Source organism: Nocardioides sp. CPCC 206347 (assembly GCF_048654605.1).
In the GTDB taxonomy this organism is placed as follows: domain Bacteria; phylum Actinomycetota; class Actinomycetes; order Propionibacteriales; family Nocardioidaceae; genus Nocardioides.
In genome coordinates this window covers 46,876-71,846 of sequence record NZ_JBMCYZ010000009.1, presented here as the reverse complement: position 1 = coordinate 71,846, position 24,971 = coordinate 46,876, and the positions used below count along the sequence as shown (strand labels likewise).

The following is a 24,971-nucleotide window of genomic DNA, read 5'->3' as shown; positions in this document are numbered from 1 at the left end:
CAACCAGATCAGTGCGGCATTTTTCCTCCGATCACACCCCCTGTTGTCGATCGGAAACGCACATCCGTCGAGAGAAGTGGAGCGGGCCGTGGCTCGACGCCTCGTCCGGACCGCGCTGCCCCTGCTGGGCTTCGCGGTGGCCTGTGCACTGGCGATCCTCGTGGGTCGGGCGACCCGCGTCGACGGCAGCGAGATCTCCCTGGCCTGGCCCGCCGCGGCCGTCGCGGTCCTGTGGGGCATCCACGCCAGCGGGCTCCCCCGGGTCCCGGCCGCGGTCCACTGGACGCTGTTGACCGTGCTGACCGCCGGGGTCACCCTGGCCACCGGAGCCGAACCCCAGCTGGCAGTCTGGTTCGCCGTCGTCAACCTCGCCCTCGCCGCGGTCACCACCTCCGTCCTTCGGTACGGCGGCCGTTCGGTCACGTTGCGTGACCCGGCGGACCTCGCGCGGCTGGTCGGAGCCGTCGCCGTGGGCGCGCTCGTCGCAGCGGCGCTGGCGGTCGCGTACTTCGCCCACGAACACCACGAGAACCTGGTGCGCACGTTCTCCCTGTTCGCGGTGCGCAACGGTGTCACCGCGCTGACCGGCGTCGCGGTGGTCCTTCGCCTGAAGGACGTCCGCTGGACTCCCCCGCGCCTGTCACGCGCACGGGTCGCGGAGTCGGTCGTGTGCGCCGTGGTCGTGACCGCGCTGTTCGCCCGGATCTTCTGGTTCAACCCGGGCCTGCCGACCGGTTTCGCGATCATGCTGCCGGCCATGTGGGTGTCGCTGCGCTACTCGACGACGACGAGCAGCCTGTTCCTGGCCGCGGCCGGAACGTTCATCGTGTGGGCGACCTTCCTGGACCGCGGCCCGCTCCGGGGCATCGCCGCCGAGGAGCAGGCGCTGCTCGCCCAGGGCACCGTCGGCAGCCTGACCCTGGTGGTGCTGACCTTGTCGCTGACCCGCGACTCCCGCAACGCACTGATCGCCGAGCTCCGGCGCCTGGCGCTGCACGACCCGCTCACCGGGCTGGCCAACCGCACGCTGCTGGTGCAGCACCTCGACAGGCACCTGGAGCGGCCGCGCGTCGCACCCCGCGCCGTGGGCGTGATCTTCCTGGACCTGGACGGCTTCAAGCTCGTCAACGACGCATGGGGGCACCGCGAAGGAGACCTCCTGCTCAACGAGATGGCGCACCGGATCAGCGCCGCCGTACGCCCGGGCGACCTGGTGGCCCGCTTCGGGGGCGACGAGTTCGTCATCACCTGCCCCGGCATGGCCTCCGTCGAGGACCTCCACGCCCTCGCCGAGCGGGTCCGGTTGCAGGTCGCCGAGCCGTACGGCACGACGGCCGACGCGCCGTTCGACCGGATCACCGCGAGCATCGGCTACGTGCTGTCCGATCGCAAGAGCACCAGCAAGTCGCTGATCACCGCCGCGGACAGGGCGATGTACGACGCCAAGCGGGCCGGTTGCAACCGGTCGGCAACGACCGGTCAGGTGCCGAGCGCCTGGGCGACCATGGCCACCGAACCCGCCGGAACGCCCGGGCTGTAGCGGTATCCCTGCACTTCGTCGCAACCGCGCTCGCGCAGGTAGCACTCCTGGGCCTCGGTCTCGACACCCTCGGCCACCACGGTCATGCCCAGGGCGTGCGCCATCACGATGATGGCGTCCACGATGGCGGCGTTGTGGTCGACGCTGGTGATCTCCTGCACGAAGGAGCGGTCGATCTTGATCTTGTCGATCGGGAACTTCGTCAGGTAGGCGAGGCTGCTGTAGCCGCGGCCGAAGTCGTCGACCACGATCGTCACGCCCATTGCCCGCAAGGACTCCAGCATCGACACCGCGTCGCCGTGGTCGTCGATGAGCAGCCCCTCGGTGATCTCGACCTCGAGCTGTTCCGGCGCGATGCCGGTCTCCTCGATGGCCTGCGCGATCTCGTCGAGCCAGGCGCTCCCCCGCATCTGGCGCGGCGAGACGTTCACGGCGAGGCGCAGCGGACGCCCCATCTGGAGCTCCAACGCGGCCAGCGCGGCGCACGCCGTACGCAGGACCCAGCTGCCGAGTGGCGCGATCATGCCGCCGTCCTCGGCCACCGGGATGAACCGGTCCGGAGGGACCGAACCGAGCGTGGGGCTGGTCCAGCGGGCCAGCGCCTCGACGCCGACGACCTCGCCGGTCGCCAGGTCCAGCTGGGGCTGGTAGGCGAGGGAGAGCTCACGCTGGTCCTGGTCGAGGGCCTGGCGCAGGGCAGCCGAGAGCGCGAGCCGCTCGTGGTTCTCCTCGAGCATTCCCGGCTCGAACCACTGCACGTTGTTCCGGCCGGCTGCCTTGGCCTGGTACATGGCGATGTCCGCGTGCTTCAACAGCTCACCGGGATCGACCGCGTCGACGGGGAACCGGGTGCCGCCGATGCTGCCGGTGACGACGAGCTCGTACCCGTGCACCACGACCGGTGCGAGGACGTCGACCATCAGTCCGTTGATGCGGCGGTCGAGCTCGGCGTCCGGCGGAACGTCGTGGAAGACGATGACGAACTCGTCGCCGCCGAGCCGTGCGACGAAGTCGCCCTCACGCGTCCACACCCGCAGTCGCTCGGACACCACCAGCAGGAGCTCGTCCCCGATGTGGTGGCCGAGCGAGTCGTTGATCCGCTTGAAGTGGTCGAGGTCCAGCAGGAGCAGGACCGTGTGCAGGTCCGAGCTCGCGCCCTCCTCGAGGGTGACCGCGAGGTGCCGCACCAGGAGCGAACGGTTCGCCAGGTTGGTGAGTCCGTCGTGGGTGGCCATGTGCTCCATCTGCTTGCGGTCCTCGACGCGGTGCGTGATGTCGTAGGCCACGACCAGGAACCCGGAGTCCTCCCCGCTGTCGGACTCCAGCGGCACGATGGCCTCCTGGACGGGGATCATCCGCCCGTCCCGGTGGCGGTACACCCACTCGTTGTCGTCCCCGTGGGCATCGCCGAGGATCGGTGTGCCGTCACCATGGGTACGACGTCCGGCACCGTCGATCGCGGTCAGCGACGTGTCGATCAGCTCCCCGGCGCGGTAGCCGAGCAGCGACTCGGCGGCGGGGTTCGCGGTCACGATCCGGCCGTGCCGGTCGGTCGCGATGATGCTGAACGGGATCGTGTCCAGGATCGAGCGGCGCAGCACGTCGTGACGGACTGCCGCCTCGGCAGCCTGGCCGCGGAGCCGCTCGGTGATGTCGATGACCGACGCCAGCACGAAGCGCTCACCGTCGATCACGATCGGGTTCAGGCCGATCTCGACGGGCATCTCCGTGCCGTCCTTGCGCAGGCCGAACAGCTCGCGGCCGACACCCATCCCGCGGCGGTCCGGGTGCGCGAAGTACGCGTCGCGCTCGACGTCGTGATGGTTGCGGAACCGGGTCGGGATGAGGTCCTCGACACGCAGCACGAGCAGCTCCTCGCGCGTGTAGCCGAATGACCGCTCCGCCTCGGAGTTGACCAGCACCAGGCGACCACTGCCGTCGACCACGATCATGGCACTCGGCGCTGCCTCGATGATCAGGCGCAGGCGATCCTCGCGCTCGATCCTCGCCCGCAGTGCGGTGTCCTCCGCTCGGGATTCCATCGCCCCTCCAGTCGTCCGGGGTGCCCGACTCCGTTCGGTGCCCCCACGTGACCGTTCCATCGGCCATTCCCTGCCCGAACCAAGGAAGTCGGGACCTCGGTCCCGATTTCGTCGACGATCGGCCACCCGGTCGTCGTACTCCGGCGGGGACCGGCGGCGTTTCCCTATCGTCGAGGACATGGAGAAATCCGGTACGCAAGGACTGCAACGGGCGGTCGGAGGGCTGATCTTCGGCACCGCCGCCATCGGCGCCGGACTGCTGTGGTGGTCGGTCTCCGACACCGCCAGCAGGGCCGCCGAGCCGAAGGACGGCCTGGTCCTGGGGGCCTGGCACCTGCTCTACGACACGGAGATGCCCAGCGTCTCGACCCTCGCGGCCGCGGCGGGACTGGCGCTGCTGTTCGCCGCCGGTGTCGCGCTCCTCGAGCGCCGGATCGCGAACCGGGCACGCCGCAGCGACGACGGCCACCGGCTCCCCCTGTCCCCTCGCCACGTGATGGCCGAGACCCGCGGCCAGTTCCACGGAGAGGTCACCCTCACGGTCCTGGTGCCCGCCCACAACGAGGAGCAGGCCATCACCGGCACCCTGGCCGCGCTGTTCGCGCAGTCGTACCGGCCCCAACGCGTGATCGTGGTCGCCGACAACTGCACCGACGACACGGTCGCCCTCGCCCTCCGGGCCGGTGCGGACGTGATCGAGAGCCAGGGCAACGTGCACAAGAAGGCCGGAGCGCTCAACCAGGCACTGGCCCGCGTGCTTCCCGCGCAGGGCGAGAACGACCTCGTCATGGTGATGGACGCCGACACCTCGCTCGACGCCGGCTTCCTGGACGCGGTCGTGCGCCGGATGACGGAGGACCGGGGCCTGATGGCCATCGGTGGCCTGTTCTACGGCGAGGAGGGCAAGGGCCTGATCGGCCAGTTCCAGCGCAACGAGTACCTCCGGTACGGCCGCGACCTCCGTCGCCGCCGCGGCCGGGTCTTCGTCCTCACGGGCACCGCCACGGTCTTCCGGCCGCGTGCCCTGCGCACGGTCGCCGAGGAGCGCGGGCGGATGCTGCCCGGCGTGCCCGGCGACGTCTACGACACCCTGGTGCTCACCGAGGACAACGAGATCACCCTCGCCCTGAAGACCCTGGGCGGCCTGGTCATCTCACCGGCCGACTGCACGGTCGTGACCGAGGTGATGCCCACCTGGCGCGGCCTGTGGGTCCAGCGCCTGCGGTGGCAGCGCGGTGCCCTGGAGAACCTCGGCGAGTACGGGATGCGGCCGGCGACCTTCCGCTACTGGGCCCAGCAGCTCGGCATCGGGTACGGCGTCATCGCCTTGATGTCCTACCTGCTGATGATGGCGCTGATGACGCTGTCGTTCGACTCGTGGGTGTGGTTCCCGTTCTGGCTCGGCACCGGGATGGTCTTCACCGTCGAACGGATCATCACCGTGTGGCCCGGAGGCTGGCGAGCCCGCCTCCTCGCCGCGACCCTCTTCCCGGAGCTCGCCTACGCACTGTTCCTCGACATCGTCTATCTCAAGGGGATCATCGACATGTCGCTGGGCCGAACGGCCAGCTGGGGAACCGTCGTCCAGACCCCGACGCACCGAACGGTGGATGCCTGATGAGCAGCCTGTTGTCACCCCTGGGCATCCTCTTCCCCGAGGCCCTCGTGCGTTCGCACCCGTTCGCGATCCTCGCGGCGTTCGTGGCGATCAACACGGTCATCTACGTGGCCCTCACCGTGGCCAAGGCGCTGCCGAAGGTCTACGTCGGCGACTACCTGCCGCGGAGGTACGCCCGGGCCGAGACCCGGAGCATCTACCCCGACGGCCCCCACTGACGCCTCGGTGGTGGAGGTGCGAGGAGACAGCGAAAAGCACAGCGACGAGCCTCGAAACCCCCGAGCGGGCTTCGAGGCTCTTCGCTCGCACCTCCATCAGCGGAGGTGACTACTGGGCGGACGCCTCCGCGAGCAGCTTGACCAGCTCGGGCATGCCACCGGCCCACTGGAAGCTGAGCGCCGTCGGCGGGGAGACCGCCGAGATCCGCGTGCGGCCGATGACCTGGGCAACGCCCCCGTCCTTGACGGCCGGGATGGCGAGGGCCTTCTGGTCCTTGAGGAAGGCGGCGGCCTGGGCGTCGTCGTCGAAGTACGTGACGACCACGTCGGCGTCGATCTCGTCGACCTTCTCGTAGCTCATGTCGAAGTAGAAGCCACCCTTCGACGTGTCCAGCTTCGCGACGCTCGGCGCGACGTCGAAGCCGAGCTTCGTCAGGATCGCCAGGCGCGGGTCGAGCTCGGTGTAGAGCGAGATCGCGGCCGGTGCCGGGTAGAGGGCGGCGACCTTCTTGCCGTCGAACTCCGGGTGCTTCTCGGCCTCGTCGGCCAGGAAGGTGTCGATGTCGGCGAGGATCTTGTCACCGTGCGCGCTGCGTCCCAGCGCCTTCGCGGTGATCTTGATGGTGTCCTGCCACGTGGTCGTCCAGGCGGCCTCGGGGTAGGCGACCGTCGGAGCGATCTCGTTGAGCTTCTTGAACTGGTCCTCGGTGATGCCGGAGTACGGCGCCAGGATCAGGTCGGGCTTCGCGGCGATGAACTCGTCGTAGGGCACGGTCGCGCCGGAGCCGTCGTCAGGGAGCAGCGTCGGGTGCTCGACGCCCTCGGCGTCGTACGCCTCCTCGACCCACGGGAGGAGGTTGCCCTTGCCGACGGTCCAGAGCTGCTCGGCGATCGCGACCGGGTAGACGCCGGAGGCGATGGCGGCCTCGGTGGAACCCCAGCCCCACGTCGCCACCCGCTGGGGCTCCTCCGTGATCTCGGTCTTGCCGAAGGCGTGCTCGATGGTGATCGGGAACGAGTCGGTGGCCTCCAGCGTGGTGGTACCGGAGTCCTTGTCGTCGCTCTCCTGGCCGCAGGCAGCCAGGGCCAGCACGGTGGCCAGACCTGCGACGAGCGCAGTGGTCCGGCGGAAGGCACGTGTACGCACGTGTCTCTCCTCAATCTCTCGGGGTTGGAATAAGGAAAGCCTAACCTAAGAGACTGCTGACTCCCCGCCTGGTCCGCCCCTTGGGTACGACGAGGGGGCCGCCGGTCACCGGATCGACGATCACCTCCGCATCGAGGCCGAACGCCTCGCGCACCGAGTCGGCGGTCAGTACGTCGCCCGGCGCCCCCTGGGCGGCGACCCGGCCCCCGCACATCACGACCACGTGGTCGGCGTACCGGGCGGCGTGGTTGAGCTCGTGCAGCACCATCACCACGGTCGTGCCGCGCTCCTCGTTGAGGTCACTGAGCAGGTCGAGCAGCTCGAGCTGGTGGGTGACGTCGAGGTACGTCGTCGGCTCGTCCAGCAGGACCGCGTCGGTCTCCTGGGCGAGCACCATCGCGATCCAGACGCGCTGGCGCTGCCCGCCCGACAGCTCCTCGAGGCGGCGCTCGGCAAGATCGGCCAGGCCCGTGGCCTCCAGCGACCGCATCACGACGGCGTCGTCGTTGCTGCTGTGCCGGCCGAACCAGCCCTGGTGCGGGAACCGGCCCCGGCCGACGAGCTCGGCGACCCGGACGCCGTCCGGCGCGATCGACGTCTGGGGCAGGACGCCCACCAGGCGCGCGAGGTCGCGTCGCGACAGGGCGCCGATGTCCTTGCCGTCGATGCTGACCTTCCCACCCGAGAGCGGGTGCAGGCGGGCCAGGCCGCGCAGCAGCGTCGACTTGCCGCACGCGTTGGGTCCGACGATCGCCGTCACCTTCCCGGGCGGGAGCGCGAGGTCGAGGCCCTCGATGACCGGGCGGCCCTTGTAGCCGAGGGACACGCCCTCGGCGGTGATCGCGGTGCTCATACGGTCGCCTTTCGATCGCTTCGGGCCAGCAGCCACAACAGGTACGGCGCGCCGACGAGCCCGGTCACGATGCCGACCGGGGCGGTGAGTCCTCCGGGGAGGTAGTACTGGCCCACGACGTCCGAGAGCATCGTGAGCGCGCCGCCGACCACACTGGAGGCGACCAGGGCGGGACCTCCGTCGTCGACCAGGCGGCGCGCGATCGCGGGGGCGACCAGCGCCACGAACGCGATCGGACCCGCGACAGCCGTTGCCAACGCGACCAGGCCGACCCCGATCAGCAACGCCAGCACGCGCGACCGCGTCGGCCCGAGCCCCAGCCCCTGCGCGTGCTCGTCACCGAGGGCCAGGGCACGCTGCTGGCGCGCGATCGGCACCGTCAGCAGCACCAGCGCCGCGACACCGAGGGCGAGGGTGCCGAGCGTGCCGTCGCGGACGTCCGCGACGCTGCCGATGGTCCACAGCAGCACGGTCCCGCCCTCCCGCTCGTCGGCTTCCGCGAGCCGCCAGGAGATCAGGGAGCCGCACAGATAGGCGATGCCGACGCCGACCAGGACGAAGCGAATGCCGTGGAGGCCGTTGCGCCAGGCGAGCACCCAGATCGCCACCGCCGCTGCCAGCGCACCTGCACCGGCAGCGAGGTTCACGGCGACGCCGGAGGCGCCGTACCCGACCACCGCGGTGACCGCACCCAGCGACGCTCCCCCGGAGATCCCGAGGATGTCCGGGCTGGCCAGGTTGTTGCGCAACGTCGACTGGAACAACGCCCCCGCCAGGCCGAAGGCGAGGCCCGCGATGATCGCGGCCAGTCCGCGCGGCAGGCGCAGGTCCTGGACGACGAGCAGGTCGAACCGGTCCCCGACCCCGAACAACGCCGGGAAGGAGCGCTCCGGCGGGACACCCGCCGCACCGAGGCCGAAGGTGATCAGGAGCAGGCCCAGGCACAGGGCCACCCCGACCACGACGACCGCGAGGGTGCGCAGGTGGTGGCGTCGACGGATGCGGGTGATCGTGCTGAGGTCGAGGTCGGTCACCGTGGTACTCACAGGCCGGCCACCCGTCGGCCGCGGGCCACGGCGATCAGCACCGGTGCCCCGATGATGGCAGCCACCACGCCCGCCTCGAGCTCGTCGGCCTTGACCAGGCGACCGACGATGTCCGCGGTCAGCAGCATCACCGGCCCGAGCAGCGCGCACAGCGGGACGATCCAGCGGTAGTCGGTGCCGACCAGGCGCCGGGCGGCGTGCGGGACCGCGAGGCCGACGAGTGCGATCGGGCCGGCGAGCGCGGTCGCCGTACCCGCGAGGCAGATGATGGCCAGGCCGGCGATCGCGCGGGTGGTCCCGACACCCTGGCCCAGGGCGGCGGCGACGTCGTCGCCGAGCGCCAGGCCGTTGAGGCGGTGCGCCGAGAACAACGCGATGGCCGCGCCGACCGCGATGAACGGCCACAGCACCTCGACGGCGGCGAGGTCGCGCCCGTTGAGGGCGCCCACCGCCCAGAACCGGAGGCTGTTGAACGCGTCGACGTCACGGAACAGGACGAGGTTCGAGATCGGGGTGAGCAGCGCGGTGAGCGTCGCCCCGGCGAGTGCGAGCTGCACGGGACGCCCGTGCCCGATGGCGAAGACCGTGAGCGCAGCGATCGCCGCGCCGAGGAAGGCGAACCACACGGCCCCGACCGGCGAAATGACGCCGAAGGTCGTCGCGGCGATGACGATGCCGAGGGCAGCCCCGGCGTTGAGACCGAGCAGGCCGGGGTCGGCCAGCGGGTTGCGGGTGATCCCCTGGGCGAGCACGCCGGCCAAGCCCAGGGCGGCACCGGCGAGCAGCGCGATGATCGTGCGCGGCACCCGCTGCCCACGGATCACGGCGTGGTCCACGTTGCCCGCGACCGGATCGGTCAGCGCACGCCAGGACTCGCCGACAGCAACCTCGCGCACGCCCAGCGCCAGGCTCAGCACCACACCGACCAGCAGGAGCAGGACGGCACCCGCGAGCACCAGGACCCGGCCGCGTGCAGCACCGGAGGTGACGTCGCCATGCACCGCGGCCGGCGTCGTGACCAAGGTATGCATAACCTAACAATCCCACACCGGGGACAACGTTGGTCGAGGAGGTTGCGCAGCAACCGTCTCGAGACCGCTACGACGCCGGTGACGTCTCCTTCTTCGTCGCCACTCCGGCCGCCCCCGCGGCGGAGGCGAACAGCCAGCCGTAGAAGGCGAGCAGCGCCAGCCACGAGGCGATCACGACGCCGTACATCACGGTCCAGAGCCAGACCGGGACGTCCGGCTTCCGCTCGCGCTGGAGCATGAACGGTTCATGGACGAAGGCGGCGTCCGTACCGTCCTCGACCTGGACCAGCCCCGCCGCGGGTCCGTCGATCGCGAGGTCGGCCGGCATGTGGAGCGGGATCGAGACCATCGTGGTGGGCGCGAGGTGGAGTCGGACCAGCACCTTCCAGTCGCCGTACAGCGGCAGCGGGTCCGTGCTGCGGAACTCTCCGTCGAGGCCGGTCGGCTCCATCGCGATGCTGAGCATGCCGTTGCCGGGGATGTTCTCGTCGTTCTCGTGCTTGCCCTGGTACGCCAGCGCCGAGATCCACACGGCGTCGTCCGCGGCATCGACCGGATCGGTACGCACGGTCACCACCGATCGGCAGCCCTCGGTGCCGATGCAGTTGTCGTCGTAGGAGACCCGGCCCGAGACCACGTCGGTGCCCTCAACCGGTTGGTACGTCGTCCGGCAGTCGTCACCGTCGCACTGCTTGACCACCTCGACCTCACCAGCACTGGTCGGCGGGGCGAAGACAGCCATCAGGACGACGAAGGCGAGCACGCCGGCGGTACCGAGCCATCGGCCCGACGACGCACGGGACTCCTGGACCGGGGCGGAGGCGCCGGGCAGCTGGGCGATGCGCTCGATGTGGCGTGCGAAGGACCAGCCGAGCAGGCCGCCACCGGCGGCGGCGATGCCACCGACCGTCAGCATCAACGGCATCTGCTGCGTCTCGGGCGGCAGCGGGTAGGGCATGAAGAGGTCCATCCACCACCACTCGGTCGCCAGGCCGACCGTGCCCGCGAACACTCCGGCGGCGCCGGCGAAGAGCGGGCCCCGGTTCCGCACGACGAGCGCCAGCAGCTCGATGCAGAGCGCCGGACCGAGGAAGAGCAGCCAGTGGGCACGGTGGATGTCGGGGACCGGCAGTGTCATGGCGAAGATGAGCAGGCGCACGACGGTGTAGGTCAGCCAGGTGACCAGGGCGCCGCCGGGCCCGAAGAAGAGCCGGCCGGCCACGAAGATCCAGCCGGTCAGGAAGCCGGAGATGATGAATAGGGTCGCGGCGGGGAACTGGGGAACGCCGAGGTCGAACTCCATCAGGAACGCCATCGGGATGATGCAGATGCCGATCACGATGGTCATGAGCAGGCGGGTCGCCCAGGCGCCACGGTCGGCAATGACCGACTCCGGGGCCTCGCGACGCACCGGCGGCAGGAACCTGCCGAACAGGCGCAGGCCACCGGTGGCGAGGCCACCGAAGCGGAGCCAGGTCCGGGCCGGCGCGTGGCCCACCTGCGCTGCCTCGGCGAAGAGCAGGGGAACCGCCAGGATGCAGGTGACGGCACCGCCGATCATCATCACGTGGGTGGGCCCCCACTCGGTGACGTCCTGGCCGAACAGCCGGTGCCACACGTCATCGGCAGGGAAGCCCGCCGCGGCGATCATGCCGGCCCCGAGGAGCACCAGGGTGCCCATCGGCACGTGCCACTTCGGCGTGAGTCGGAAGGTCCGACGCGGCAACGGGTCCTTGGCCAGCCCCGCCGAGATCACCCCCGCGGCAAGGAAGAAGAAGATGCCGAACATGATCGGGAAGTGCGACGGGTTGGCCAGCGGCCCCTCGTCGCGGCCGTTCTGCATGTGGATCGGGACGTCCCAGTAGACGCCGAATGCACAGGCGAGCAGCGCCGCCACCGCCAGGTAGCCGGGCAGCCCAGCCCACCGCGGAAGCCCGTCGATGGCGGAGACGCGGTCGGCCAGGCGCCCGATGAGGGTCGGCTTCCCGTCGCGTTCGCGCATCAGGAAGATCCCGATCGGGATGTAGATGACGGCGAAGGCCGCCGCGGCGATCAGGACCTGGTCGAGCGCCGCACCGCCTGCCGGTGGAGCTTCTTCTACGGCAAGGAACATGCTCTGACGTTACCGCCCGTAACAGGTACCTGAACAGGGAATCGCCCGTGGTTGAGCCAGATCGGGTGCTCAGCCGAGCAGGATGCGCAGGCCGATCCCGATCAGGATCAGGCCACCGACCAGGGTCGCCCAGCGCCCCAGCCGCTCCCCCACCCGCGAACCGATGAACACCGCAGCGAGCGCCAGCACGAAGGTGATGACACCGATCAGCAGGACGGCCGGCGCGACGTCGACCTCCAGCACGCCGAAGGTCACGCCGACGGCTGCAGCATCGATCGACGTGGCGATCGCCAGCGGCAACACGGAGCGCACCGTGACGGTCGGGGTGGTGTGCTCGTCCGCCTCGTTGCCGAACGACTCCCACAGCATCTTGGCGCCGATCAGGCTCAGCAGGCCGAACGCGATCCACGGCGTCGCCGTCTCGACGGCGTCGGCGAACCAGAACGCCAGCACCCAGCCGAGCACCGGCATCAGCGCCTGGAAGAGGCCGAACATGCCGGCCATCAGCAGGGCGTCGCGCCACCGCGGCCGGCGCAGCTGGAGTCCTTCGGCCAGCGACACGGCCACTGCGTCCATGGCCAGCGCAAAGGCGAGGACGACGAGTTCGAGCGTGGTCACCGAAGGTTCCGTTTCGTGCTGGACAGGCCGCAAGGGGTCAAAACGCAAGGCGCCGGGCCGCGACCTCTGGGGGGGTCGGTCGCGGCCCGACGGCGTCCATCATGACATACCAATGGTTCCCTTGGGCCACTTGGGGCAGGACCCCACGCCTGTTCCAGCTCACTCCCAGAAGACCCGGTCCACCACCGCGCGCGCCCTGCGCGTGATGCGCAGGTAGTCGTCCAGGACCCGGTCCGTCTCGTCCAGCTGATAGCCGAGGATGCCCGCCGTCGCGCGGCGCTCGATCGTCGCGCGCGGGAACTGGTCGCCGGCCCGGCCGCGCGCGAGGAGCAGCCCGTTGCGCACCCGCGACGCCATCCGCCACGACGTGGCGAGGGTCTCCGCGTCCTCGTGGGTGAGCAGGTCGGCGTCGGCAGCCGCGGTCAGCGCAGCGAGGGTCTGTGCGGTGCGCAGTCCCTCGACGCGGGCGCCGTACCGCAGCTGCAGCAGCTGGACGGTCCACTCGATGTCGGCGAGGCCGCCGCGCCCGAGCTTGAAGTGCAGGGTCGGGTCCGCGCCGCGCGGCAACCGTTCCTTGTCGACCCGGCCCTTGATCCGCCGGACCTCCACGATGTCGTCCTCGCTCAGGCCCTCCTCGGGGTAGCGCAACGGGTCGATCAGTGCCGTGAAGCGCGCCCGCAGGTCGGGGTCACCGACCACCGCGTCCGCGCGGAGCAGCGCCTGGGCCTCCCACACGTGCGACCACTTCGCGTAGTAGGCGGCGTAGGACTCGAGGGTCCGGACGAGCGGGCCCTGGCGTCCCTCGGGGCGCAGGTCGGCATCGACCACGAGCGCCGGGTCGGGACCCGGCGCACCCAGCGCACGTCGTACCTCTTCGGCAACGGCACGGGCGTAGCTGCCGGCCTCGTGGGCGTCGGCACCGTCGACGGGGTCGTGGACGAACAGGACGTCGGCATCGCTGCCGTAGGACAGCTCGAAGCCGCCGTAGCGGCCCATCGCGATGATCGCGATCCGGGTCGGTGCGGCCTCCAGGTGGCGCTGGCGCCGGACGGTCTGGCCGGCGACCTCGAGGGTCGCCTCAAGCGTCGCGTCGGTGAGGCGGGACAGCGCGAAGCCGACCTCGTCGACGGTGACCAGGCCGAGCACGTCGCCGGCCGCGATCCGCAACAGCTCACGGCGTCGTACGGCGCGCACGGCACGCACCGCCTTCTCCCCCTCCTGCCGGCGGGCGCCCGCGAGCATCTCCTCGGTCAGCGCGTCCGAGCCCAGCGGTCGGAGGTCGCCCGCGAGCAGGCGCACCCCGGCGGGCTCGCGCTCGAGCAGGTCGGTGCAGTAGCGAGAGGTCGCCAGCAGGTGCGCCAGGCGCTCGGCGACCTCACCCTCGTCGCGCAGGGTGGACAGGTACCAGGGCGTCCGCCCGAGCTCCTCGCTGATCCGCCGGAACCCGAACAGCCCGCCATCGGGATCCGGGCACTCCGCGAACCACTGCAGCATCGCGGGCAGCAGGGTGCGCTGGATGGCGGAGGTCCGGCTGACCCCGGACGTGAGCGCCTCCAGGTTGCGCAACGCAGCGTCCGGGTCGGCGTACCCCAGCGCGGCCAGCCGCGCGCCCGCCGCCTCGGACGACAGCCGGACCTCGTCCGAGCCGATGCGTGCGACGGCGCTGAGCAGCGGCCGGTAGAAGATCTTCTGGTGCAGGCGACTGACCTCGCGACGGTAGTCCTGCCACGTGTCGTCGAGCCGCTTCTCCGACTCCTTGAGGAAGCCGAGGCTGCGGCCCAGCCGTCGCATCGAGGGCGCGTCGGAGGGTACGACGTGCGTGCGCTGCATCCGGTAGAGCTGGATGCGGTGCTCCAGCTGGCGGAGGAATCCGTAGGCGCGATGCAGTGCCTCGCCGTCCTCCCGGCCGACGTACCCGCCGCGGGTCAGCTCCGCGAGGGCGCTCAGGGTCGCGGGCGGCCGGATCCGTTCGTCGGCGCGCCCGTGGACCAGTTGCAGCAGCTGCACGGCGAACTCGACGTCACGCAGGCCGCCGGCACCGAGCTTGAGCTGGCGGTCGGCTTCCTTCGCCGGGATGTGCTCGAGGACCCGTCGGCGCATGGCGCGGGCAGCATCGACGAACCCCTCCCGGTCGGCGGCCGACCAGACCATCGGGGCAACCATGTCGACGAAGGCTCGCCCCAGGGCGAGGTCACCGGCGACGGGCCGCGCCTTGAGCAGGGCCTGGAACTCCCACTGCTCGGCCCAGCGCTCGTAGTAGCTCTGGTGGCTGGCCAGGGTCCGGCTCAGCGGGCCGGCCTTGCCCTCCGGGCGCAGGGCCGCGTCGACCGGCCAGATGGTGCCCTCGGCCGTGTGTTCCGAGCAGACCTGCATCATCTGGGCCGCCAGGCGCGACGCGACCCTGCCCGCGGCCGAGACGATGGCGTCGTCCACATCGGGGTCGGCCGGCTCGTGGAGGAAGATCACGTCGACGTCGGAGACGTAGTTCAGCTCGTGGCCGCCACACTTGCCCATCGCGATCACCGCGAGCAGCACGGTGGCGGACTCGGGGCCGATCCGCTGACGGGCGACGGCGAGCGCCGCGTCCAGGGTCCCGGCAGCGAGGTCCGAGAGCTCTGCAGCCGCATCGTCGACGCCCAGGTGATGGGTGAGGTCCCGGGCGGCCAGGCGCAACAACTGGCGGCGGTACTCGACCCGCAGCGCATCGACCGCCGCGTGGTCGGGCGCTGTCGCGACCGGCGAAGGATCGGTCGCGTCGGCTCCGACGGCGGCCAGCAGCGACTCGCGCATCGCCCAGGCTGCCGGTCGGGTCGACCCGAGGCTGGGATCGGTGAGCTCGAGCCACTGCGCGGGGTGCTGGACCAGGTGATCCGCCAGTGCGGTGCTCGCACCGAGGACGCAGAGCACGCGCATCGCCGTACCCTCGTCGTCGCGGAGGGCGGTCAGCAGCTCGTCGCGGTCATCGACGGCATCAGCCAGCCGACACAATGCCCCGAGCGCTGCGTCGGGGTCCGCGGTCTGCCCGAGGAACGCGAGCAGGTCCACTCCGCCGGCGCCGAGCGATTCGAGCTCCGCGACAGCGCGGTCGAGCTCGACGAACCCCAGCCGCAGCAGGTCGCTGCGGGTGGTTCGTCGCAGGTCGGCCGGCGTCACGGAACCATCCTCACGGCAGGGTCAACGGTCGGCCCGGCTCACAGGATGGGGAGCATCCGGTCGCGTTCGAAGGCGGAGACCTGGCCGCGGTACTCGTCCCACTCCGCGCGCTTGTTGCGCAGGAAGAAGTCGAAGACCTGCTCCCCCAGCGTCTCGGCCAGCAGCTCGGAGCTCTCGGCGATGCTGATCGCTTCGTTGAGGTTCTTCGGGAGCGGCTGGATGCCGAGGCTGTGGCGCTCGCGCTCGGTCAGGGCCCACACGTCGTCCTCGGCCTCACGCGGCATCTCGTAGCCGTTCTCGATGCCCTTCAGCCCGGCCGCGAGTACGGCGGCATAGGCGAGGTACGGGTTGCACGCCGAGTCGAGGCTGCGCAGCTCGATCCGGGTCGACTGGCCCTTCATCGGCTTGTACATCGGCACCCGGATCATCGCCGAGCGGTTGTTGTGCCCCCAGCAGATGTACGACGGCGCTTCGCTGCCGAACATCATCCGCTTGTAGGAGTTGACCCACTGGTTGGTGACCACGCTGATCTCGCTGGCGTGCTGCAGCACCCCGGCGATGAACTGGCGCCCGGTCTTCGACAGCTGGTACTCCGCGCCCGCCTCGTAGAAGGCGTTCTGGTCGCCCTCGAAGAGCGAGACGTGCGTGTGCATGCCCGAACCCGGGTGCTCGGTGAACGGCTTCGGCATGAAGGTCGCCCAGAGTCCCTGGCTCAGCGCGACCTCCCGGATGACCGTGCGGAACGTCATGATGTTGTCCGCCGTGGTCAGTGCGTCGGCGTACCGGAGGTCGATCTCCTGCTGGCCCGGGCCGGCCTCGTGGTGGCTGAACTCCACCGAGATGCCCATCGCCTCGAGCATGGTGATCGCCTCGCGACGGAAGTCCGAGCCGTGCGAGTGGGCAGCGTGGTCGAAGTACCCGCTGCGATCCATCGGGATCGGCTCCTCGCCCGGCTGCGGCTCGTTCTTGAAGAGGTAGAACTCGATCTCGGGGTGCGTGTAGAACGTGAAGCCCTGCTCGGCGGCCTTGCTCAGGGTCCGCTTGAGGACGTTGCGGGGATCGGCGTACGACGCCGAGCCGTCCGGCATCACGATGTCGCAGAACATGCGAGCCGTCGACGGCCCCTCGCTGCTGCGCCACGGAAGGATCTGGAAGGTCGTCGGGTCGGGCAGCGCGAGCATGTCCGACTCGTAGACGCGGGCGAAGCCCTCGATCGCCGAGCCGTCGAAGCCGATGCCCTCCGAGAAGGCGCCTTCGAGCTCCGCGGGCGCCACCGCGACCGACTTGAGGGACCCGAGCACGTCGGTGAACCACAACCGCACGAACCGGACGTCGCGCTCTTCGAGTGCGCGGAGAACGAAGTCTTCTTGCTTACCCATGGCGTCAGCGTAGGGGGTGATCGACGGCGGTGTCGGCGAGGCTCGACCAGAGCCCGGCTGCGTGCCGAATCTGGTTCCGTCCGGACCATGGCGCAAGTGCACAAGCAGGTCTACCTTCGAAAGTGAAGTCCCTCAAAAGGGGACCGCTCGAGAAAGGGAAGCGCCATGGCCACTATGCACTCGAGGGAACACCTCACCCATGACATGCGCGAAGAACTGCATGACCTGACCAACTTCTCCAGCATCGACTCGGACCGGCAAGGAAGAGTCGCCCTCTGGGTGACGTTCACCGTGCTGGCGATCGTGTGGGGCCTGGACATGATGGTCGGCTTCATGACCGACACCTGGGACAGCTACGTCTCGGTGTGGGCCAACAACTTCCTGCCCGGTGACGCGAGCGACGCGACGATGTGGATCGGTGCCCTCACCGTTGCCCTCGGCGTGCTCCTGGCGGCCGCGCCCCACTTCGGTGCCGACGTCCTCGGCATCTGGCTGGTGGTCCTCGCGATCAACGTCTTCAGCGTCGACGACCTGGCCCATCTCGGCGTGGGCATGCTTGCGCTCGCGTTCTGCTGCTTCGCGCTGGCCCGGATGGCCCGCGGGAACCACAAACGGGAGGCCTAGCTCGGCGAACATGGGGCGGCGGGGGTTCGGGCCCCGCCGTCGTACTCGCCTGCGGCCTCAGGCCTTCGGCACGTTCTCCAGCTCGGCCAGCCAGGCAGCCGCGCTCGCGTCCGACGGCATCCGCCAGTCACCGCGCGGAGACATGGTGCCGCCGGCGCTGACCTTGGGACCGTTCGGCAGTGCCGACCGCTTGAACTGGCTGCTGAAGAAGCGCTTCGTGAAGACCTCGAGCCACTTGCGCACCGTCGCCAGGTCGTACGACGCCCGGCGCTCCTCGGGGAAGCCCGGAGGCCACTCGCCGGCGGACTGGTCGTGCCAGGCGTGCCACGCGAGGAAGGCGATCTTGCTGGGCCGGTAGCCGCGCCGGATCACGTGGTAGAGCGTGAAGTCCTGCAGGGCGTAGGGACCGACGGAGTCCTCGGTCGCCTGCGGCTTCTTGCCCTCCTCGGTCGGGATCAGCTCGGGGGTGATCTCCTGCTCGAGGATCTCCTTCAGGACCAGGTCGGCCTCGTCGTCGTAGTGCTTCCCGTCGTGGAGCTGGTCGGTGTCGATCACCCACCGGATCAGGTGCTGGACCAGCGTCTTCGGGACGCCCGCGTTGACGTTGTAGTGCGACATCTGGTCACCGACGCCGTACGTGCACCAGCCGAGCGCGAGCTCCGAAAGGTCGCCGGTGCCGAGCACGATGCCGCCGCGGTGGTTGGCGAGGCGGAAGAGGTAGTCGGTGCGGAGTCCGGCCTGGACGTTCTCGAAGGTGATGTCGTAGACGGGCTCTCCGTCGCTGAACGGGTGGTCGAGGTCCTCGAGCATCTGCCGGGCGGCCGGCTTGATGTCGAGCTCCGCGAACGTGCAGCCGAGGGCCGTGGCGAGCCGGGTGGCGTAGGACTTCGTGGTGTCACCGGTCGCGAAGCCCGGCATCGTGAACGCGTGGATGTCGCTGCGCGGCCGACCCAGGCGGTCCATCGCCTTGGCGGCGACGATCAGCGCGTGCGTCGAGTCGAGACCGCCACTGACGCCGATCACGATCTTCGGGTTGCCGATCGCCTTGAGCCGCTGCTCGAGGCCGGAGACCTGGATGTTGTAGGCCTCGTAGCAGTCGAGGGCCAGCCGCTCCGCGTCGTCGGGGACGAACGGGTAGCGGTCGACCTTGCGGCGCAGACCGATGTCGCCCGTCGGCGGGTCGAGGGTGAACTCGATGACGTGGGCCTCGCTGCGGAACTGGCTGTAGGCATGGCGGTTGTCGTCGAACGTCCCCTGCCGGATCCGTTCTTGTCGGATTCGATCGAGATCCACGTCGACCACTGTGCGCCGGGGACCGTCCGGGAATCGCTCGCTCTCGCCGAGCAGGTCACCCATCTCGTAGACCATCGTCTGTCCGTCCCACGACAGATCGGTCGTGGACTCACCCTGCCCAGCTGCCGTGTAGATGTAGGCCGCATTGCAGCGGGAACTGGCGCTGCGGGCGAGCAACCTGCGGTCCTCGGCGCGCCCGATGGTGATCGGGCTCGCCGAGAGGTTGGCCAACACGGTCGCGCCAGCAAGTACGGCAGAGGCATGCGGCGGGATCGGCACCCACATGTCCTCGCAGATCTCAACGAAGAGGCGCAGGTCGGGCCGGTCGGTGGCCTGGAAGTGGAGGTGCTTGCCGAACCGAACCTCGCCGTGAGCACCGAGCGTGATGTGTTCGTCGTCCTGGTCCTCGGCAGACCCGAACCACCGAGCCTCGTAGAACTCGCGGTAGGTCGGGCGGTACCACTTCGCCGGGACACCCAGCACCTTGCCGCGGTGGATGACGACAGCACAGTTGTAGAGCCGGTCATCCTTGACCAGCGGTGCGCCCACCACGATCACCGGGAGCAGGTCCTTGCTTGCCTCGACCACGGCGTCGATCGCAGCCAGCACCGCTTCCTGGAGAACATCCTGCAAGAAGAGGTCATCCACTGCGTAGCCGCTCAGGCAGAGTTCGGGAAACACCGCGACAGCAACGCCCTCGTCGTGACAGGCGCGCGCCTCCTCGATGACCGTTGCGGCGTTGACCGCCGGGTCCGCGACGCGGATCGGGATCGTGCAGGCAGCCACCCGGGCGAACCCGTGGGCATAGGCCGAGTAGAAGTCCACGACGCGAGTCTAGGGAGTGCCGTGTCCCACGCGATGCTGGTCGCTTCCAGCACACGGGCGCGCCGCCCCATCGGGCAGGTGGCACTGCCCTCGTACGTGCACCTCGTCCGAGGTCGCAGCCACCCCGCGTCGGCGACTCTGGAACATGGCCGGAGCCCGACAGGGAGCCGAGGCCGTCAAGGCTGAGGCGTCCCATGCCCTCGATGACGGCCGCCGTCGTGCCGCCGGCGGACCGGGGCCTGCCCACGGCGGCCGGGCCGGCGCCGTACTCGCCCTTCAGCGCAACGCCGGCAACGCTGCTGTCGCAGCCCTGATGGCGGCCAAGGTCAAGGGACCCAGCGAGCAGGCCGTGGTCGAGATCGATCGCGCGCTCACGGAGATCAAGAAGGACGAGCCGTCCATCGACCTGGTGGAGACGGGACTCAAACAGGCCAAGACCCTGGGCGTGCCGGTCGAACTGGAAGGACCCAAGCCGCCCGCCTCGGCACTTGCGGTGACCAAGACCGGTTTCGGGCCGGGCTCGGTGGCGGCCAAGAAGCCGGTGCCGCCGCCCAAGCCGGTGCCGGCAGTTCCGGCTGCGGCCAAGGCCGCCGCCGCGAAGCCGAAGGTGGCCGGCGGAGCACCCGCGGCCAAGGCCGCTGGGCCCGTCCCCGCGGGGGCCGGCGGTGCAGCGGGGCCCGCAGCTCCGGCGCCGATCGCTGCCGACATGCGCCTCCAGCCACCCGTCGCGCCCGTTGGGACGCGGCCGGAGGAGGATCCGGCGTTCGTGCGGGTCACCGGCGGAGTGAAGGGCGTGGCGAAGGACAAGAAGTCACACCCGACGGCCGCGTCGAAGGCGCAGGAAGCCCAGGGCGCCGCGCTCGCACCGACCGACGACATGGCCGGCCAGGCCAAGGCGGCGAAGGTCGACAAGATGGACTCCCAGCAGGCCGGGACCTTCGACAAGAAGGCGTTCATCGCGGCGGTCAAGACCGCGATCGAGGCCAAGGCGCCCAAGAACCTGAAGGAGGCCTGCGACCCGTCAGCCAGCAAGGCAGGCGAGGTCAAGGGTGAGGTCAAGGGCATGGTCGGCCAGGGCAAGGACGATGCCGCCCACGACATCGAGGCGTCGGCCGAGGCGGCTCCTGACCAGTCCAAGTCCATCGCCAAGCCCGTGACGCCGATGTCCCAGGAGAACCCGGGCGCGGCCCCGGCCATCCCCGCGGACGGCGCGGTGCCCAAGCCGGCACCTGCTGAACAGACCAACCTCGAAGCGGGCAAGCACCAGGCCGACCAGGAGATGGCCGACGCGAACGTCACCGACGAGCAGCTCGCGAAGTCCAACGAGCCGGAGTTCCAGGGTGCGCTGGCGGACAAGCAGAAGGCCGCACATCATGCCAAGACGGCCCCGGCTGAATACCGCCAGCAGGAGAAGGCCACTCTCGCCCAGGGCCGCGAGCAGGCCGAGGCCGACACCAAGGGCGGGGTCGCGGCGATGCAGGGTGCCAAGGGCGCGGCCATGGCGAAGCTGATGGCAGCGAAGGGCACGACCAAGTCGAAGGACGAGCAGAAACGCGCAGACGTCACCAACAAGATCCAGGGCATCTTCGCCGCCACCGAGGCGGACGTGAAGAAGACTCTCGAGGGCATCGACCCGAAGGTGGACGCGGCGTTCGAGAAGGGCGAGGCAGGGGCCAAGCAGGCGTTCGAGTCGTACGTCTCGGCCAAGATGTCGGCGTACAAGGCGGATCGGTACAGCGGCTGGCTGGGCGGCCTGCGCTGGGCCAAGGACAAGCTGCTGGGAATGCCCGACAAGGTCAACGAGTTCTACGTGGCCGGCCGCGAGATCTACCTCAAGCAGATGGACGGCGTGATCGCCAACGTCGCCGACATCGTGGGCAACGACCTGAAGGCGGCCAAGGATCGCATCGCCAAGGGGCGCGGTGAGATCGCGGCGTACGTCAAGACCCTCTCCCCGGACCTGCGGAAGGTCGGCGCGGACGCGGCCAAGGAGATCGGCGACAAGTTCGAGCAGCTCGAGTCGGACGTCGACAACAAGCAGAACGAGGTCGTCGAGTCGCTCGCGACCAAGTACGTCGAGGCGCGCAAGGGCCTCGACGAGCGGATCGAGGAGCTCCAGGCCGAGAACAAGGGCCTGGTCGACAAGGCGATCGGCGCCATCAAGGCCGTCATCAACACCATCCGCGAACTGGTCACGATGCTGAAGAACACCCTGGCCCGCGCTGCCGCCGCGATCAGCGACATCATCAAGGACCCGATCGGATTCCTCGGCAACCTGATCGGCGCGATCAAGGGCGGCATCAACAAGTTCTTCGCCAACATCGGCACCCACCTCAAGAAGGGGTTGATGGGTTGGCTGTTCGGCCAGCTCGGCGAGGCCGGCATCGAGATCCCGGACACCTTCGACGTCAAGGGCATCATCAAGCTCCTCGCCTCGATCTTCGGCCTCACCTGGGCCAACATTCGCAACCGGATCGTCAAGCAGATCGGCGAGAAGGCGATGGCGGCGATCGAGAAGGGCGTCGACATCTTCCAGAAGATCGCCAGCGGCGGCATCGGCGCGATCTGGGAGATGTTGGTGGAGAAGCTCGGCGACATCAAGAACATGATCATGGAGCAGATCCAGGACTTCGTGATCACCAAGATCATCACCGCCGGCATCACCTGGCTGATCTCACTGCTCAACCCGGCCGCCGCGTTCATCAAGGCCTGCAAGCTGATCTACGACGTGGTCATGTTCTTCGTCAACAACGCCGCCCGGATCATGAAGTTCGTCAACACCGTCATCGACGGAGTCGTCGACATCGCCAAGGGCAACGTGTCCGCGGTGGTCAACAAGATCGAGGACGCACTCGGCCAGATGGTGCCGATCCTGATCGGCTTCATCGCCAGCGTGCTCGGCATCGGCGGCATCGGCGAGAAGATCAAGTCGATCATCCAGGCCATCCAGAGACCCTTCAACAAGGCGATCGACTTCGTGATCAAGAAGGGCCTCAAGCTCGCCGGCCCGGTCATTCGCGGCCTGAAGGGCCTCGGCGCGAAGGCCAAGTCGTTCGGCAAGAAGGTCAAGGATAGGGCGATCGCAGGGGTCAAGGGTGTCACCGGCAAGGTCAAGGACCGGCTGACGCGGAAGGACAAGCCGGGACACGAGCGCGATCACCCCGACCTGACGGCCGCCGCCACCGCGGCCACTGCGCTCCTGGCCAAGCCGGAGTCGAGCAAAGGCGGCGTGGCAGCCGCTCTGCCCGGACTCAAGGCGACCTATGGGCTGACGGCGGCCAAGCTGGTCACGGAGCCCGATGGTGAGGTCCACATCACCGTTCAGCGAGCCAGCAAGCGAACCCCGTCGCAGATCATTCAGGAGAAGCTCTCCGCCGCAAAGATCCACGCGCTGATTCGGACGATCGCCAACGAACTGATGGCGTCGAAGGACGTCCGGGACCGAGTGGCACAGATCATCAGGGACCGTAAGAAGCACCTTGGCGAGCCCGGCAAGGACCCTCGGCCGAGCCAGGGCAAGGCCGCCGAGGCGAGTGCGATCATTCACCAGCCACGGCCGGAGTGGACAACCGAGAACATCACCCCTGCGAAGGGGGTGACTACGTCAGACCAGCAAACGCGGACATCGGCCCCGGGGCACATTCACGTCAAGGGCCTCGGAGGCAAGGGCAAGTACACCCCGGACATCATCGCTGAACTCGCCGCCATCAAGATACGCACCGGTGCGACCGACGCGCAGATCGCCAAAGCCATCCGTGAGGCCGACAAGGGCAAGATCCCCGCTCGGCCGCTTGGCAACGACAAGGAGGCGGTCGCATACCTGTTCCGGCTGGCCCGCCTCGAGGCGGTGGAGTCAGGCCGCAGCCCGTCCCACCTCGTCGGGTCTGCGATGGCGCACGAGGTGGCGGAAGGCAAGCATGGCGGAACGGTTGAGAAGATGGTGACCGAGCACAACCCGATGGCGATCGGAGGGGCAGGCTCTGCAAGCAGACGCGTTTCCAAGGACGAGGATGTGCCTCACGCCTCACCAGCAACAACAGTGGGCTCAGGACCCAAGGTCGTGGAGTTCGTCCGACGAGAGATGGCACTGGCCGTGGCTTATGTCGAGACGCTGCTGGGGAAGAAGACCGGGTTCAGCGAAAAGGAACTCGACAAGCTCATCCGCAACGAACTGCGGGACCGCCTGGAAGAGGCAGCACGCAAAGGATCGGAGGGCCCGGAGTGACACTCTCGATCCGCGGCATTCCCACAACAGCAGGGCTCGACGAGGTCGGAGCGGCGCTTGGGTGGACAACGGTGACAGAGTCTCCGGTCACGCCACCATGGCCCGGGGCCGAGCAGCGGAACGTGCTGGCGTCCTGGCAGCACGATGGCGCGCCCATCGCCCTTGTCGAGGATCGCCAAATCGCTCGGACGTACCTGTGGTCGACAGGTCCGCGAGCGTCAGAGCTGTTCCACGGGCTGGTGCAGGACGGCCTCTTGGCGCCCCCCGAACCCCTCCTGGAGGCGGCGCGAAGCAGCCGTCGGTACTGGGCTGACCTTGGTGACACGCTGTACGACCTGATCGCCGGCTGCATCGACCCCGGTCTACCTGGCGTCGTGGATGAGTGGTTGGCCAGAATGCATGACGAACATCCGCTGGTCCGCCTGGCCGCTGCGTGGACCGGACCTTACCTCGCGAGCGAGGACATCGCCGACGCCCTCGACGCCGTGGCGGCGTCGGACCCCGAGCCTGATGTCAGGTCCGCCGCAGCCGAATCAGCAGCTGCGCTCGCGCAGCTGGCAACTGGCCCGCAGCCCCGGCACTGACACTCGCGTGAGACCCAGTTGACGAGGCTGTTGCCTAGGCCGCGATGAGTCGCTGCGCGTGCACCGGTCTGTCCTGCCATGAGCATTGCGAGCAGCCACATCCAGCCCTGCCTGTGGTTCGACGACACCCTCGAGGAAGCCGCGCGCTTCTACACCGGCATCTTCCCGAACTCCTCTATCGGGCACCTCAGCCGCTACTCCGAGGGCAGCCCCGGAGAGCCCGGCACGGTGATGGCCGGCGAGTTCACGCTCGACGGGATGACCTTCCGCGGCATCAACGGAGGACCGGCGTTCCCGTTCACCGAGGCCGTCTCGTTCTCGGTCACGTGCCGCGACCAGTCCGAGGTCGACTACTACTGGGACTCCCTGGTCGACGGCGGCCAGGAGTCGGTCTGCGGCTGGCTCAAGGACCGCTACGGCCTGTCCTGGCAGATCGTCCCGGCCCGGCTCTATGAACTCGTGACGGATCCCGATCCGTCCCGCGCGGCCGCCGCGACGCAGGCGATGCTCGGCATGCGACGGATCATCGTGACCGATCTGGAGGCTGCCGCCGACGCCGCCGGGCCACCGGCCCCGACGGGGTGACCCAACACACAGCGCGCAGACGGACTCGACGCGACTAGCCTCGACGTTGTCCTTCACACGAACGTGGACCCGGACCG

Annotated in this window: 17 protein-coding genes; 7 read left to right on the top strand and 10 right to left on the bottom strand. The window is 69.4% G+C overall.

Annotated features, from left to right (window positions below; translation table 11 throughout):
* Positions 1–88 precede the first annotated feature (88 nt).
* The gene (locus ACOACQ_RS23275) at positions 89–1,540 is read left to right on the top strand and encodes a diguanylate cyclase (protein WP_420289381.1); all 1,452 of its coding nucleotides are present in this window, start codon (positions 89–91) and stop codon (positions 1,538–1,540) included.
* Here ACOACQ_RS23275 and ACOACQ_RS23270 read toward each other — a convergent pair.
* Entirely contained in the window at positions 1,480–3,582 is a 2,103-nt protein-coding gene (locus ACOACQ_RS23270) for a putative bifunctional diguanylate cyclase/phosphodiesterase (RefSeq protein WP_420289380.1), read from the bottom strand. The two genes, ACOACQ_RS23275 and ACOACQ_RS23270, sit on opposite strands and share 61 nt — an antisense overlap.
* Before the next feature lie 178 nt (positions 3,583–3,760).
* Here ACOACQ_RS23270 and ACOACQ_RS23265 point away from each other — a divergent pair, with 178 nt between their 5' ends.
* Positions 3,761–5,200 (top strand): glycosyltransferase, encoded by a 1,440-nt coding sequence (locus ACOACQ_RS23265; RefSeq protein WP_420289379.1) that lies wholly within the window; start codon positions 3,761–3,763, stop codon positions 5,198–5,200.
* Positions 5,200–5,418 carry a hypothetical protein gene (locus tag ACOACQ_RS23260; RefSeq protein WP_378598040.1) on the top strand — a complete coding sequence of 73 codons (219 nt, stop codon included), beginning with the start codon at positions 5,200–5,202 and terminating at the stop codon, positions 5,416–5,418. Before ACOACQ_RS23265 ends, ACOACQ_RS23260 begins: the two co-directional genes overlap by 1 nt.
* 109 nt (positions 5,419–5,527) lie before the next feature.
* On the opposite strand, the gene ACOACQ_RS23255 is transcribed toward ACOACQ_RS23260, so the two are convergent.
* The 8 genes from ACOACQ_RS23255 to glnA all read right to left on the bottom strand — a co-directional run bounded on the left by ACOACQ_RS23255 (position 5,528) and on the right by glnA (position 16,758).
* Positions 5,528–6,565, bottom strand: a complete 1,038-nt coding sequence (locus ACOACQ_RS23255) for an iron-siderophore ABC transporter substrate-binding protein (RefSeq protein WP_420289378.1) — start codon at positions 6,563–6,565, stop codon at positions 5,528–5,530.
* A gap of 40 nt (positions 6,566–6,605) precedes the next feature.
* Entirely contained in the window at positions 6,606–7,418 is an 813-nt protein-coding gene (locus ACOACQ_RS23250; protein WP_378598044.1) for an ABC transporter ATP-binding protein, read from the bottom strand.
* Entirely contained in the window at positions 7,415–8,452 is a 1,038-nt protein-coding gene (locus ACOACQ_RS23245) for a FecCD family ABC transporter permease (RefSeq protein ID WP_420289377.1), read from the bottom strand. The genes ACOACQ_RS23250 and ACOACQ_RS23245 overlap by 4 nt, the downstream gene beginning before the upstream one ends.
* Before the next feature lie 8 nt (positions 8,453–8,460).
* Positions 8,461–9,495: a FecCD family ABC transporter permease gene (locus tag ACOACQ_RS23240; RefSeq protein ID WP_420289376.1), complete on the bottom strand. Its 1,035-nt coding sequence runs from the start codon at positions 9,493–9,495 to the stop codon at positions 8,461–8,463.
* A gap of 67 nt (positions 9,496–9,562) precedes the next feature.
* A complete protein-coding gene (locus ACOACQ_RS23235; protein WP_420289375.1) occupies positions 9,563–11,608 on the bottom strand; it encodes a hypothetical protein in 2,046 nt (681 codons plus the stop codon).
* Positions 11,609–11,677: 69 nt separating this feature from the next.
* Positions 11,678–12,226 (bottom strand): manganese efflux pump MntP family protein, encoded by a 549-nt coding sequence (locus ACOACQ_RS23230; RefSeq protein ID WP_420289374.1) that lies wholly within the window; start codon positions 12,224–12,226, stop codon positions 11,678–11,680.
* A 159-nt stretch (positions 12,227–12,385) separates the two neighbouring features.
* Positions 12,386–15,379, bottom strand: coding sequence for a bifunctional [glutamine synthetase] adenylyltransferase/[glutamine synthetase]-adenylyl-L-tyrosine phosphorylase (locus tag ACOACQ_RS23225; RefSeq protein ID WP_378598054.1), 2,994 nt, complete (start codon positions 15,377–15,379; stop codon positions 12,386–12,388).
* A gap of 38 nt (positions 15,380–15,417) precedes the next feature.
* Positions 15,418–16,758 (bottom strand): type I glutamate--ammonia ligase, encoded by a 1,341-nt coding sequence (glnA, locus tag ACOACQ_RS23220; RefSeq protein ID WP_420289373.1) that lies wholly within the window; start codon positions 16,756–16,758, stop codon positions 15,418–15,420.
* A 165-nt stretch (positions 16,759–16,923) separates the two neighbouring features.
* Here glnA and ACOACQ_RS23215 point away from each other — a divergent pair, with 165 nt between their 5' ends.
* Positions 16,924–17,382 (top strand): hypothetical protein, encoded by a 459-nt coding sequence (locus ACOACQ_RS23215; protein WP_378598058.1) that lies wholly within the window; start codon positions 16,924–16,926, stop codon positions 17,380–17,382.
* A gap of 57 nt (positions 17,383–17,439) precedes the next feature.
* Here ACOACQ_RS23215 and ACOACQ_RS23210 read toward each other — a convergent pair whose 3' ends face one another.
* Positions 17,440–19,500, bottom strand: coding sequence for an NAD(+) synthase (locus ACOACQ_RS23210; RefSeq protein WP_378598060.1), 2,061 nt, complete (start codon positions 19,498–19,500; stop codon positions 17,440–17,442).
* Positions 19,501–19,645: 145 nt separating this feature from the next.
* Between ACOACQ_RS23210 and ACOACQ_RS23205 the strand changes: the two genes are divergently transcribed.
* The 3 genes from ACOACQ_RS23205 to ACOACQ_RS23195 all read left to right on the top strand — a co-directional run bounded on the left by ACOACQ_RS23205 (position 19,646) and on the right by ACOACQ_RS23195 (position 24,894).
* Positions 19,646–23,725, top strand: a complete 4,080-nt coding sequence (locus tag ACOACQ_RS23205; protein WP_420289372.1) for a phage tail protein — start codon at positions 19,646–19,648, stop codon at positions 23,723–23,725.
* Positions 23,726–24,120: 395 nt separating this feature from the next.
* Entirely contained in the window at positions 24,121–24,309 is a 189-nt protein-coding gene (locus ACOACQ_RS23200) for a HEAT repeat domain-containing protein (RefSeq protein ID WP_420289371.1), read from the top strand.
* A 78-nt stretch (positions 24,310–24,387) separates the two neighbouring features.
* A complete protein-coding gene (locus ACOACQ_RS23195; protein WP_378598064.1) occupies positions 24,388–24,894 on the top strand; it encodes a VOC family protein in 507 nt (168 codons plus the stop codon).
* The last annotated feature ends 77 nt before the right edge of the window (positions 24,895–24,971 follow it).